The sequence below is a fragment of the Mycetocola sp. BIGb0189 genome (assembly GCF_024810155.1).
Classification (GTDB): domain Bacteria; phylum Actinomycetota; class Actinomycetes; order Actinomycetales; family Microbacteriaceae; genus Mycetocola; species Mycetocola lacteus.
The window spans coordinates 193,159-206,113 of record NZ_JANUED010000002.1 but is presented as its reverse complement, the minus strand read 5'-3'; the positions used below and the strand labels follow the sequence as shown (position 1 = coordinate 206,113).

Annotated in this window: 12 protein-coding genes; 2 read left to right on the top strand and 10 right to left on the bottom strand. The window is 64.4% G+C overall.

Going from position 1 to position 12,955, the window contains the following annotated elements; genetic code table 11:
* Positions 1-2: 2 nt before the first annotated feature.
* The 4 genes from mmsA to dapE all read right to left on the bottom strand — a co-directional run bounded on the left by mmsA (position 3) and on the right by dapE (position 4,655).
* Complete coding sequence (mmsA, locus tag M2390_RS03385) at positions 3-1,553, bottom strand: multiple monosaccharide ABC transporter ATP-binding protein (protein ID WP_259177048.1); 1,551 nt, start codon at positions 1,551-1,553, stop codon at positions 3-5.
* 197 nt (positions 1,554-1,750) lie between these two features.
* A complete protein-coding gene (locus M2390_RS03380) occupies positions 1,751-2,806 on the bottom strand; it encodes a LacI family DNA-binding transcriptional regulator (protein WP_259177047.1) in 1,056 nt (351 codons plus the stop codon).
* A 253-nt stretch (positions 2,807-3,059) separates the two neighbouring features.
* Positions 3,060-3,233, bottom strand: coding sequence for a DUF3117 domain-containing protein (locus M2390_RS03375; protein WP_081863887.1), 174 nt, complete (start codon positions 3,231-3,233; stop codon positions 3,060-3,062).
* A 321-nt stretch (positions 3,234-3,554) separates the two neighbouring features.
* Positions 3,555-4,655 carry a succinyl-diaminopimelate desuccinylase gene (dapE, locus tag M2390_RS03370; RefSeq protein ID WP_121687056.1) on the bottom strand — a complete coding sequence of 367 codons (1,101 nt, stop codon included), beginning with the start codon at positions 4,653-4,655 and terminating at the stop codon, positions 3,555-3,557.
* Between the two features lie 135 nt (positions 4,656-4,790).
* Here dapE and dapD point away from each other — a divergent pair, with 135 nt between their 5' ends.
* Positions 4,791-5,756, top strand: a complete 966-nt coding sequence (gene dapD / locus M2390_RS03365) for a 2,3,4,5-tetrahydropyridine-2,6-dicarboxylate N-succinyltransferase (RefSeq protein ID WP_121687057.1) — start codon at positions 4,791-4,793, stop codon at positions 5,754-5,756.
* A 142-nt stretch (positions 5,757-5,898) separates the two neighbouring features.
* Positions 5,899-6,567 (top strand): CYTH domain-containing protein, encoded by a 669-nt coding sequence (locus M2390_RS03360; protein WP_259177044.1) that lies wholly within the window; start codon positions 5,899-5,901, stop codon positions 6,565-6,567.
* Positions 6,568-6,581: 14 nt separating this feature from the next.
* Here the strand turns inward: M2390_RS03360 and M2390_RS03355 are convergent, their stop codons facing one another.
* The 6 genes from M2390_RS03355 to M2390_RS03330 all read right to left on the bottom strand — a co-directional run bounded on the left by M2390_RS03355 (position 6,582) and on the right by M2390_RS03330 (position 12,786).
* Complete coding sequence (locus M2390_RS03355; protein ID WP_259177043.1) at positions 6,582-7,676, bottom strand: hypothetical protein; 1,095 nt, start codon at positions 7,674-7,676, stop codon at positions 6,582-6,584.
* Positions 7,677-7,760: 84 nt separating this feature from the next.
* A complete protein-coding gene (locus M2390_RS03350) occupies positions 7,761-8,789 on the bottom strand; it encodes a hypothetical protein (protein WP_259177041.1) in 1,029 nt (342 codons plus the stop codon).
* A gap of 495 nt (positions 8,790-9,284) precedes the next feature.
* Complete coding sequence (locus M2390_RS03345) at positions 9,285-10,592, bottom strand: citrate synthase (protein WP_259177040.1); 1,308 nt, start codon at positions 10,590-10,592, stop codon at positions 9,285-9,287.
* A gap of 183 nt (positions 10,593-10,775) precedes the next feature.
* Positions 10,776-11,906: a succinyldiaminopimelate transaminase gene (gene dapC, locus M2390_RS03340; protein ID WP_310503960.1), complete on the bottom strand. Its 1,131-nt coding sequence runs from the start codon at positions 11,904-11,906 to the stop codon at positions 10,776-10,778.
* A gap of 2 nt (positions 11,907-11,908) precedes the next feature.
* Positions 11,909-12,229, bottom strand: coding sequence for a ferredoxin (gene fdxA / locus M2390_RS03335; protein ID WP_121687065.1), 321 nt, complete (start codon positions 12,227-12,229; stop codon positions 11,909-11,911).
* 41 nt (positions 12,230-12,270) lie between these two features.
* The gene (locus M2390_RS03330; RefSeq protein WP_259177039.1) at positions 12,271-12,786 is read right to left on the bottom strand and encodes a DUF6113 family protein; all 516 of its coding nucleotides are present in this window, start codon (positions 12,784-12,786) and stop codon (positions 12,271-12,273) included.
* Between the last annotated feature and the right edge of the window lie 169 nt (positions 12,787-12,955).

Below are 12,955 nucleotides of genomic sequence, written 5' to 3'. Positions count from 1 at the left end.
GCTCATGCTGCATTCGCTTTCTTTTGGGTGGCGGTCATGCTCTTCATGAGCAGTTCTGGGTCGGCCGTTTCGGCCGTGAATTCGTTGGTGATGGCACCCTCGAAGATCGTGTAGATACGGTCCGAAAGGCCAAGCAGCTCGGGGAGCTCGGAGGAGATCAGGATGATGCCCTTCCCCTGTGCGGCGAGCTGCTGGATGATCGTGTAGATCTCAAACTTGGCACCGACATCGATGCCGCGGGTGGGCTCATCGAGGATCAGGATGTCCGGGTCGGTGAACATCCACTTGGCGAGCACCACCTTCTGCTGGTTTCCACCGGACAGGGTATCCACACCGCTTTCGACACTCGACGTCTTGATGCGCAGCTTCCCGCGGTAGTCCTCGGCGACCTCGTGCTCGGCACCCTCGTTGACAACGCCCGCGGGGGAAATCTTGGAGAGCTTTGCCGAAACGATTGAGCGCTTGATGTCATCCAGCAGGTTGAGCCCGAGGGCCTTGCGGTCCTCGCTCACGTAGGCGATGCCGTGCCTAATGGCCTCGGCCACGTTGCGAATCTGGATCTCCTGGCCGTCCTTGATGATGGTTCCCGAGATGAAGTTGCCGTACGAGCGCCCAAAGACGCTCATCGCAAGCTCCGTACGGCCGGCACCCACGAGGCCGGCAAGGCCCACCACCTCGCCGCGGCGCACATGCAGGGTCTCGCCCTTGCAGACCATACGCTCACTTGAGGTGGGGTGCTGAACGGTCCAGTCATGCACCTCAAAGAAGGACTCCCCCACGGTCGCAATGCGATCGGGGAAGCGGGACTGCAGGCTGCGTCCCACCATGCCGCGGATGATCCGGTCCTCATCCACCGCGCCCTCGTCCACCCGGAGGGTTTCGATCGCGTGGCCGTCACGGATGATGGTGATCGAGTCGGCGATCTGAGCGATCTCGTTGAGCTTGTGGGAGATGATGATCGAGGAGATTCCGCGTCCCTGCAGGCCCTTGATGAGGTCGAGCAGGTGCTGCGAGTCGGTCTCGTTGAGGGCCGCGGTCGGCTCATCCAGGATGAGCAGCTTGACCTGCTTGGCGAGCGCCTTGGCGATCTCCACCAGCTGCTGCTTGCCCACACCGATGTCCTTGATCTGGGTGTCGGGGTCCTCGCTCAGGCCCACCCGAGCGAGCAGTTCGACTGCGGCGAGGCGGGTGGCCTCCCAGTCGATGGCTCCACGCTTGGTGACCTCGTTGCCGAGGAAGATGTTCTCGGCGATCGAGAGTTCGGGGATCAGCGCGAGCTCCTGGTGGATGATCACGATTCCGGCGGCCTCACTGGCGCGAATGTCGCGGAAGCGCTGCACCTCGTTCTGGTAGACGATGTCGCCGCTGTAGCTTCCGAACGGGTACACCCCCGACAGAACCTTCATGAGGGTCGACTTCCCGGCACCGTTCTCGCCACAGATGGCGTGAACTTCGCCGGCGCGCACCGCCAGGTTGACCTCGGAGAGGGCAAGAACACCGGGGAATTCCTTGGTGATGTTCACCATCTCGAGGATGTTGGGCTTAGCGGCCATCGGGGAACACCTCCCGGATTCGGGTCGGCGCGATGATGACAGTGAGCATGGCTCCCTTTCGCTGGACAACGTTGTCACTCCCACTCTCGGAGTGGGGCTTTTGGTCCAAATGTGACCGTTCACATTTGGTATGAATAAATTAGGCCCAACCCGGTGAGGATGTCAATCTCGGAGAGATAACGATTCTTCTGGGGGGCCTACTCTGGCGAGTTTTCGCGGTTCTTCTCGGGCCAGTTCTGGCGTGTCGGAACCCGAGCGGAGGACTCGCGAACGAGCAGCGGCGCCGGCAGAATGACCGACCGCGCACCCTCCCCCTCGAGCTGCGCGATCACCTCCTGCACCATCCGCCGACCCACGGCTGAAAAGTCCTGCCGCACGGTGGTCAGCGGCGGGAAAAAGTGACCGGCGTCGGGGACATCGTCGAATCCGACCACGCTCACATCCTCGGGTACCCGCACCCCGGCCTCCCGAAACGCGTGGATGAGCCCGAGCGCCACCTGATCGTTGAGCGCAAACACCGCGGTGAACGGGTCACCGCGCAGCAGCTCCTTGCCCGCCTGATAGCCAAAACTCGCGGTGTGTTCGCCGAGGATTGGCGGGTGCATGCGCAGCTCGGCCTCGCCGATTGCCGCCAAGAACCCCTGCATCCGCTCGTCGGCCTCGATCCAGTTTTGCGGACCACCCACGTGCAGAATCTCGGTATGGCCGAGCTCGATCAGATGCTGAACCGCCTGATAGGAGCCCTGATACTGGTTGACGGCCACGTTGAACGCACCGGGTCGATCCAGCGAGTCCGCCACAAACAGCGGCACCCCGGGGGCGGCCGCGGCCACGGTGGATACCAGCTTGGCCTGGGGCGCGATCACCACGATCGCCTCGACCCCCTGGGCGAGGAGGCGCTCGATATCGTCCTCGACACCCACGCCGATCCCCATCGCGGTAACCAGCGCCAGGCGGTAGCCGTTGGCGTTGGCCTCCTGCTCCATCGCGATCATGATGGCCTGCGGACCGTACAGCGCGGTCGAATGGGTGGATAACACCCCGATCATGCGGGTGCGCTGACTGGCCAAAACCCGCGCCGCCTGATTGGGGCGATACCCGATTTCCTCGATCGCGGCGAGCACCGCGAGCCGGGTTTTATCCCGGATCTTGGGTGAGTTATTGAGCACCCGGGACACGGTTTGGTGGGACACCCCCGCGGCCGCCGCGACATCGCGGATATTGGGTGCCCGACCGGCTGGTCGTGCGTTCACTAAGACTCCTCAGAGCTGTGCGGGAAAGCGGCGATGCCACCCGCAAATAAGAATTCCGGGCCTCACAAGGCGAGCGGTGGCCTTCCCGGGAGCAGGGCCGAAACGAGTCGGCGCGGCTACCTTCCACACGATACAACACGTCCGCATACACGCCATGAACTTTATCGGCGACACGGTCGAATCGTTTCGACGGCTCCGACAAATCCGCCCCGGCGTCTGAACACAGACGCCGGGGCGGTTGATGGGAGTGAGCCTATGCGGGCGCCACGACCCCCGAGAGTACCTGGTGAAGTTCCTTCGCCTCTTCGTCGTTCACGGAGACCACGAGTCGTCCGCCCCCCTCAAGTGGGACACGCACGATGATCAGGCGCCCTTCCTTCACGGCCTCCATCGGTCCGTCCCCAGTCCTGGGCTTCATCGCTGCCATTCGGTTCCCCTTCCGTGGTTTCCTGTTCCCATTATCAGCCATTTGGGGCACCCGTGGAAATCCAAGGCGACTTATGACGATCCAGACAACCCGACATAACGGACATGGAATGTCATTCTCAACGGCCGCGCGACAAGCCCGCAGCCGCCGTCTAACAATCTGCTGATCGGGTGTTTAGCCGGATGCGCAGATCCCAATCGCCAAACACATCGGCATGCAATTTGCGTCAGTAAATCCGCGTATTGTTAATATCACCGGTGCGGCAAAAACCACCGAAATTGGACCGAATATCCTCGCTCGGTGAGGTGTCGAAGGTGGCTTTTAGTCCAAATCGGAGGTGCTCAACCAAGCCCGCAGACCCCGCTCGCAGTCCTCAATTTCCGCCACCGCGACGCGCTCATCGTCGGCGTGGGCACGCAGCGGATCGCCGGGTCCATAGTTCACCGCGGGGATGCCCAGAGCCGAGAAACGCGCCACATCCGTCCAGCCATACTTGGGCAGCGCGGGCACTCCCAGGGCGGTGAGGAATCGCTTCGCGAGGGGGGCGTCGAGGCCCGGACGGGCACCCTCGGCACGATCCACCACGGTGATATCCCACTCGCCGAACAGGTCGGTAAGGTGGGCGATGGCCTCGTCGGCACTCTTATTCGGGGCGAAGCGGTAGTTGATGTGCACCATACACTCGTCGGGAATCACGTTGCCCGCGATGCCGCCGGTGATCCCCACGGCATTTAGACCCTCTCGGTAGACCAGGCCCTCAACCTCGATCTGGGCGGGCTGATAGGCGGCAAGCTTTTCCAGGATCGGGGCGGCCGCGTGGATCGCGTTCTCCCCCACCCAGGCGCGCGCCGAGTGTGCTCGCAAACCGCGGGTACGCACCTCAATCCGCACGGTTCCGTTGCATCCACCCTCGATTTCGGCCCGGGTCGGTTCGCCAAGAATCGCGAAGTCGCCCTCAAACAGGTCGGGGCGAGCCTCGGCGAGCAGGCGCAATCCGTTGAGGTCGCTGGAGACCTCCTCGTTGTCGTACCACATCCAGGTGATGTCCACCGCGGGATCGGTCAGCTCGGCGGCGAGCGCCACCTGCACGGCCACGCCCCCCTTCATGTCCACGGTCCCACGTCCGATCAGGTGGTCGATTCCGTCCACGAGCTCGCGACGAATCGGCAGGTTGTTGTTGATCGGGACGGTATCCACGTGCCCGGCGATGATCACCCGCTGGGCACGGCCCAGGTTGGTACGCGCGGTCAGGGTGTTGCCGTGACGGATCAGTTCCAGGTGGTCGAATCCCTCGAGGGTTGCCACCAGACGATCCACCAGGTGTGCTTCGGCACCGGACACCGAGGCTTCATCACAGATCTCACGGGTGAGCTCCACGGTTCCGGCGGACAGGTCAAACGGGAGGGCGATAGGCGTGGACATACCCTCGAGTCTAGGGTGTTCGGGCCACCGACCATGCGTGGATATCGGCGTGAATATCGCCGGAAACCGCGAATTCGCAAGCATGTGCAGCGACACACAGACGCGTATCCGGCCCGAATTCGCTAGCCTTACAGCATGAGTGCAACTGATTCCGCCGCGACCCCCGCCAACGCCTGGGGCTATGGCCTCGCGACCATCACCGACGCCGGTACCGTCCTGGACACCTGGTACCCCGCACCCGAGCTGGGCACCCTGCCCGAGGGTCGCGAGCGCTGGTTCACCCCCGCCGAGATTGAGGATCTGACCGGACCGGATGAGCGCCGCGGCGTGCGTCTGGAAGCCGTGACCGTGGAGATCACGCTGTCCGAGGCACCCGCCAGCACGAGCGACGCCTACCTGCGTCTGCACCTGCTCAGCCACCTCAAGGTGGCCCCCAACACGATCAACCTCGACGGGATCTTTGCGTTCCTGCCGAACGTCATGTGGACCACCGCCGGACCGGTTGAGCCCGAATTCTTCGACGCCAACCGTCCCCGTCTGACCCGTGCGGGCATCAGCCCGGTGGGCCTGGACAAGTTCCCCCGCCTGCTGGACTACGTGAGCCCCGCCGGTGTCCGCATCGCCGATGCCTCCCGCGTCCGCCTCGGCGCACACCTCGCCCCGGGCACCACCGTCATGCACGAGGGCTTTGTGAACTTCAACGCCGGCACCGTGGGCACCTCGATGGTTGAGGGCCGCATCTCCCAGGGTGTGGTGGTGGGCAACGGATCGGACATCGGTGGTGGTGCCTCGATCATGGGCACCCTCTCCGGCGGTGGAACCCAGCGCATCACCATCGGCGAGCGCTCGCTGCTGGGTGCCAACTCGGGTATCGGCATCTCGATCGGTGATGACTGCGTGGTGGAGGCGGGTCTGTACGTGACCGCCGGTACCAAGGTCACCCTGCTGGATGGCGACCGTGCCGAGCCGCGCCGGGTCAAGGCCGCCGAGCTCTCCGGTGTGGCCAACCTGCTGTTCCGTCGCAACTCGCTGAGCGGTGGCGTGGAGGTCCTGCCGCGCTCGGGTGTGGGCATCGTCCTGAACGCCGCGCTGCACGCGTAGGCATCTTCTACACAACCGGCCGGGGCGATTCGCTCCGGCCGGTTGTGTGTTTCACCGGTCTCGCGCGGCCCCACCGGGTTGTGTGTCCGCTCGCGTCGGTTCGTCCTTGGTGCGGCGCGGTGTTTCCCGGCACACTGGAATCATGACTGCTTCTGAAGCCCGCGAGATCGAACGTAAGTATGACGTCCCCGATGCGGCGGTGCTGCCGGATCTGACCGGTGCCGTGCCCGGTTTGCTGGCCGACGCTCCCCACACGTTTGAGCTGGCCGCAAGCTATCTGGACACCGCGGATGGCGACCTGGCTCGCGCCCGCACCGCGCTGCGACGCCGCGAGGGCGGGCACGATGCGGGCTGGCACATCAAGGCCGATACCCCGCAGGGACGATTCGAGACGCAGTGGCCACTGGATGAGTCGGTCGATCCCGCGTCCGATGACGCGACCCCGGTGGCAATTCCCGCGGCCGTCCGTACCGAGCTGGCCACCCGACTGGGCCTGGCTGACGCGGTCTTTGCCCCGATTGCGATCCTGCGCACCACCCGCACCATCGTGACCCTACGCGACTCCGACGGCAACGTTCGGGTGGAGATCGCCGATGACACGGTCATCGCCCACGACGTTTCCGCGGACATCACCCGCTCGTGGCGCGAGTGGGAGGCCGAATTCCTGCCGCTGCCCGGTGCCACCGCAAACGACGAGGCCGCCGAAGCCGAGGCGAACACCCTACTCGGAGCGGTCGAGGCTCGCCTGGCCGAGGCCGGCGCGGTCGCCGCCTCCTCGCACTCGAAGATCGCCCGCGCGCTGGGCCGCTAGCCTTCCGCCCAGGGCTACAGGCCCGGGGCGGCGCTCCAGATCGACGGTAGCGCGATCACCGCGAGCAACCCCGTCATCAGCAGCAGGCTGAGGACGGCACCGGAGCGGCATAGCGCAAGCGCGGCTCCCAGGCAGAGCAGCGCGGCCACCAGGCAGAGTGTGATCGGAATCTGAGGAATCTGCGCCGCGGTGAGTGGAGTGGCCAGCGGTGCAACCGAGCTCAGCCAGCCCTCGGTCATGCGGCCCGTCGCCAGCATCCAGCCGGTAATGCTGAGTGGGATGGAGAGCAGGATCAGCACAAACGCGGCCCGGCGCTTTGTGGTAAAGGTGCGGCGGCGCAGGTCAAACCCGTGCCAGCCCGAATACACCCAGGCGGCAACGAGGAATGCCAGCGCGAGGACGGCCGCAAGCAGATAACCCGGTGCTGAGGTGAAAACCAGGTACACCATGAAGATCGGTCCACCGGTCAGGAAACCCATCAGCAGGCTGGCCGGCTGTTCCGTAGGGCTTCCGGGTCCCATCAGATCAACCAGGAGCAGGACGGCGATCAGGATCGGGGCCACCCAGTTCACGGTGATCCAGAGGCGATACGCCTTACGGGTGGGCCGAACGGGAGTCCGCTTCAGCAACACAATCGACAGCGCGATGAGGATCACCACGACCCCCGCCAGCAGGGTCAGCAGCAGCTGGTCCTGTGCCCGGGTCTGGAAGTTCATGAAGATGAGGCGGGAATCCATCAGTCGGGTCGCCGCCTGGACCCCGCCCAGGGCGAGGAAGGGAACGGTCAGTGAAACACCGACCACCACAACCGAGGCGATCACCAGGGCGGTATGCGAGTAGGTCCATCGCCGAACGGCCTCGCCGACACACGCGGTGAGCACGGCACCGGCCATGACGGGGACCCACATCAGTTTGAGAAGACTCGCCGCATCCGAGGCAATCCCGAACGCCGCCGGCACCAGAAAACCCAGCACCAGGACAAGAAATCCGGTACCGATGCCCAGGGCCAGCAGTCGGGTTCCACGCCAGTGCCGATCCGACGGTACGCGATCGGTTGAGTGCGGCTGTGGTTCTTGGGCGTGCTGAGAGACAGAGGGATCCAGAGTCATCCCCCGAGCCTACCCAGCGCCCGGATCATCGTGGAGATATAACGTGATGAGGCGACAATCGTTATCGACACGAAAACGAATGAATTAGATCCACGTGACAAACAGCGCAATAGCGGTCAACACCGCGGCGGATGAGACGAGCCAGATTGTGGACGATTCCGCGGGGATCGTGAGGGCACCGATTGCGCAGCTCAGCGCCACCAGCATGAGGACCGTGATCGCGATACTCGGGGAGGGCGATCCAAGATACTCACCCGGGGAGAGCGAGAAGATCACACTCGCGACTCGGTCCAGGGCGAGGAGCCAGCCCAGGGTCGTCGTCGAGAGCGAGACGCCGATCAGGATCACTGGTGTTCGGCGTCGCCGGGTACTCAGGGGGACTCCCCCGGCCGCCTCGGGGCTCGGTGCCCCGGCGCGCGCAATCCCAATCAATCCACTCGCCAGCAACACCCCGAGAAGGTAACCGGGCAGGTAGGTCCATAGCGCCATCAGCGGGATGACCACCGCCGACAATAGCGCAGCGCCCACATCTACGACGCTCACGCCGATACCGCCGACACCGAAACCAACAAACACCGGGATGGTCAAACCGATGGCAAAAATCACCCTCCCCACGATTCGGTGGAGCCTGGTGGCGCGGGGCCGGGGCACCCATCCGGACGTACGCAATACGATGACCGCCACCGCCACCCACACCAGAATGAGGCAGGCGTCCACTACCAGCAACGGAACCGGATGTTTTACCGGACCGTCGGCAAACCCAAGGATCGACTGGATCAGGCCAAATGTGAGCCCCGGCATGCCCCACGCACCGCCCAGCCCCAGAGCGGCGGCCACAACCAGGATGACGTTACCGTGGGAGAGGTCTCGGATATGCCCAACCAGACGGGTGACCTCAATGGAGCCGAGTACCACCAACGGTCCCCCGAAGAACACGATCTGCGGTTCAAAATAGCGCGACCCGGAGTTTGGGACCACGATCAGCGGCACCAACAGAATGACGAGCGCGGCGAGGCCACCCACCATGTTGAGCCAGGCGGACTCCGGCGTGCCAGGCGCGCGTTTCGACCGCACGGCAGGCTCGCTGTGCGTACTGGGAGGGATCGACGTCATGGCCCCAGCATAGGGTTCCCGGCCTGTCCTGTGCCTTTGCAACGCACAACGGCTCCCTTCTGGCACGGGCGGGTTCCACTGGTCGTGGGATCGCGGCGCAGGCTATCAACGTCCTGGTTGAACTGAAGCGTGATTCAAGACGTTAGCGCAATCCGAACACGCGAATGTCGTTTATCGATTCGTTGTCCAGACATGGACCAACAGTCGCCTGCGTCGCGACACGGTACACACGTCTAAAAACCATACGAGTATGGTGACGCGGCATTCGTCGCGGAAGGCCACTCCGCACCGAAATAGCCCCCTGACACACAACAACGCCACCCTCAACAGAGGGTGGCGTTGTTATGCGCGGGCTCGTTAGCGCTGCGGCAGATCCCGCTCCGACTCGCCGATTGTCGAAGCAGACACAGTGCTGCTGCGGCCTCGTTAGCGCTGCGGCAGATCGCGCTCGGGCTCGCCGATTGTCGAAGCAGACACAGTGCTGCTGCGGCCTCGTTAGCGCTGCGGCAGATCGCGCTCGGGCTCGCCGATGTACAACTGCTGCGGCCGCCCGATCTTGTTCTGCGGGTCGAGGTTCATCTCGCGCCAGTGGGCGATCCAGCCGGGCAGGCGGCCGATCGCGAAGAGCACGGTGAACATGCGGGTCGGGAAGCCCATGGCCTTGTAGATTACGCCGGTGTAGAAGTCGACGTTGGGGTACAGGCGACGCTCCTTGAAGTAGTCGTCCTCGAGGGCCAGCTGCTCAAGCTCCATGGCCAGATCCAGCATCGGGTCCTTGACGCCGAGGGCCTGGAGGACCTCGGTCGCGCTCTCCTTGACCAGCTTGGCGCGCGGGTCGTAGTTCTTGTAGACGCGGTGCCCGAAGCCCATGAGCTTGACGCCGTCTTCCTTGTTCTTGACCCGCTCGACGAAGCGTTTGACGCCCTCGCCGGAGTCCTGGATACGGCCAAGCATCTCCAGCACGGCCTCGTTGGCCCCACCGTGCAGCGGGCCCGAGAGGGCGTTGATGCCCGCCGAGATCGACGCGTACAGGTTGGCACCGGTCGAGCCGACCAGGCGCACGGTCGAGGTCGAGGCGTTCTGCTCGTGATCCGCGTGCAGGATCAGCAGGCGATCTAGCGCGGTGGAGAGCACCGGGTTGATCTCGTAGTCCTCGGCCATGTTGCCGAAGTTGAGCTTGAGGAAGTTGTCCACGAAGCTCAGGTTGTTGTCCGGGTACAGGAACGCCTGACCCAGCGACTTCTTGTGTGCATACGCGGCAATCACCGGCAGCTTGGCCAGCAGACGAATGGTGGTCAGCTCGACGTGCTCGGGATCGTGCGGGTCGGCACCGGATTCGTAGTACGTCGACAGGGCCGAAAGGGCACTGGAGATGACCGACATCGGGTGTGCGGTGTGCGGCAGAGCCGAGAAGAAGCGCTTGAGGTCTTCGTGCAGCAGGGTGTGACGGCGAATCCGCTCGTCAAACTCGCCCAGCTGGTCGGCGGTGGGCAGCTCGCCGTAGATCAGCAGCCACGCCACCTCAAGGTAGGTGGATCCGGCAGCCAGTTGCTCAATCGGGTAACCGCGGTAGCGCAGGATTCCCTCGTCACCGTCGATATAGGTGATCTTGGACTTGGTTGCCGCGGTGTTCACAAAACCGTAGTCCAGTGCGGTCAGTCCGGTCTGGCGCGTCAGCGATGACACGTCCAGACTGCTCGCGCCCTGGGTTGCGCCCAGGATCGGGAATTCGGCGCTGCCGCCCGCAAAGGTCAGGGTAGCTTTCTGCCCGGCAAGATCGTTGTGCGCTCCGTTGTCGCCCACGGTGCCTCCTTGGTTGATTTTCGCTCGTGGCCACCTGCGCAGTCGTCTACGCTGGCGGCCCGGGGTACGGCACTCGGGGTAGAGGCCTCATTTGGGGAAGGTTCGCTCCCATCCTAATCGGGTATTGAGATGGAAATTACGCCATCTCGATGTTCGTTTGGGATTCCCCGTTATTTTTTCCGGCTACGCCGCCGGAGTTTGGTTCCCCTCGGTCGAACGTGCACGCAGCCGGGTTGCGGCGCGGGCAATGTCCGCATCACTCGCGGTCAGCGAGAGACGGACGTGCTGAGGGGAAAAGTCTCCGTAGAAGTGTCCGGGCCCGGCCATGATACCGAGTTCGGCGAGGTGTCCGAGTGATTCCAATGCTGGCTTACCCTCTGTTACCCAAAGGTAAAGACCCGCTTCACTTCCCTCCAGGGTGAACCCGGCGGCCTCGAGCGCGGGCAGCAGCACCGCGCGGCGGGCGCGGTAGATCTCGCGCTGCGCTGCCACGTGGGCATCGTCGCCGAGGGCCACGGTCATCGCATGCTGGAGCGGCGCGGGCACGATCAGCCCGGCGTGTTTGCGGACGGTGACCAGGCGCGCGATCAGAGCGCTGTCTCCGGCCACGATGCCCGCACGGTACCCGGCCAGGTTTGACTGCTTGGACAGGGAGTAGATGGCCAGGCGTCCGGTACGGTCGCCCAGGCGGTCATCCAGGATGCTGGGGATCGGGGTTTCATCCCACGGCTCATCCCAGCCCAGCTCGGCGTAGCACTCGTCGTTGACGATCACCGCGCCCAGTTCGCGGGCACGTTCGGCCCGCACAGCCAGATCCTCGATGGACCACACGCGGCCGTCGGGGTTACCGGGGCTGTTGAGCCAGATCAGGCGGGTCGATTCGGGCCACTCGGCCGGATCGTCGGCGGCCACAAACTCGGCACCGGCGATGGCCGCACCGATCGCATAGGTTGGGTAGGCCACGCGCGGTCCCACCACGGTGTCTCCCGCCCCGAGACCCAGCAGGAAGGGCAGCAGCGCCACCAGTTCCTTGGAGCCGATCGTGGGCAGAACCGCGTCGACACCGAGCCCGCTGGCCCCGCGGCGACGGGCGTACCAGTCACCAATCGCGACCCGGAGATCCGTGGTCCCGATCGTGGTCGGGTACGCGTGGGCGTCGGTGGCTTCGGCGAGCGCCGCCCGAATCACATCCGGGGTCGGGTCCACCGGAGAACCGATCGAGAGGTCAATCATCCCCTCGGGGTGTGATTTTGCCGTCTCGATAAACGGTGCCAGCGTGTCCCAGGGGTAATCCGGGAGCGGCTGCAGCGCCACCGTTAGCCCGCCTGCGGGGGCAGGGCGGAGATCACCGGGTGATCAAAGTCCAGGGTACCGAGCTTGGCCGCGCCGCCCGGGGATCCGATCTCCGAGAAGAATTCGACGTTGGCCTTGTAGTAGTCGGCCCACTCGTCCGGAAGGTCATCCTCGTAGTAGATGGCCTCGACCGGGCATACCGGCTCACAGGCACCGCAGTCCACGCACTCGTCGGGGTGGATGTACAGCGACCGTTCGCCCTCATAGATGCAGTCGACGGGGCATTCATCGATGCAGGCGCGGTCTTTAACATCCACACAGGGCAGGGCAATGACGTAGGTCACGGTGAAACGGTCCCTTCAGAACAGAACGAATAGAAAAGGTTTTAGGCGCGGTGCTCGGAGTTACCGGGCACCCCGGGTTGCTCGGGGATGCGACGCACGGGTGCGGTGAATCGCGGCCAGGCGATCACGATCGTGGCGATCAGCACGGGACCCAGGGTCCACACGAGCGAGTACAGCGACTGGTCGATCAGCACCGCACCGCCCGGGCCCGGCAGGGTGAACAGCGCGATCATGCCCACCAGACCGATGCCGGTGGCAATCACGGCCCCACGGCCGGGATAGAGCAGACGCATTCCCATCATCAGCGCGAGCGAGGCCAGGAGGCCAAGCAGGAGTCCGTAGGGGATCTCGGCACCGGCAATGCTCAGGGTATTGGGGTGGGCAACCGTTCCGATTGCTCCCACCAGCGCACCCAGCAGGAATCCCAGCACCATACTCGGCATGCGTGAGGTCTTCGACTCGGTTTCGGCCGGGCCCGCGGCGTAGGCGGGCGTCGTCACCACGGGTCCACTCGGAGTGCTCCGAGTGGGCTGGGGGAAATCGACAGGACTACTCACCCGGCTAGTCTACTCCGCCCTTCCCTGGGAGGTGCGCCGGGTGCCGATCTCGGACACCAGGCTTCCGTGTCTACTTAGGGCATGCTAGCCTTCATTTCACGGCACCCGTAGACGCCACGAGCGACCGTAATTCCCACTCGTTCCGGCCCTCGGATCCGCGCCTTGGCGC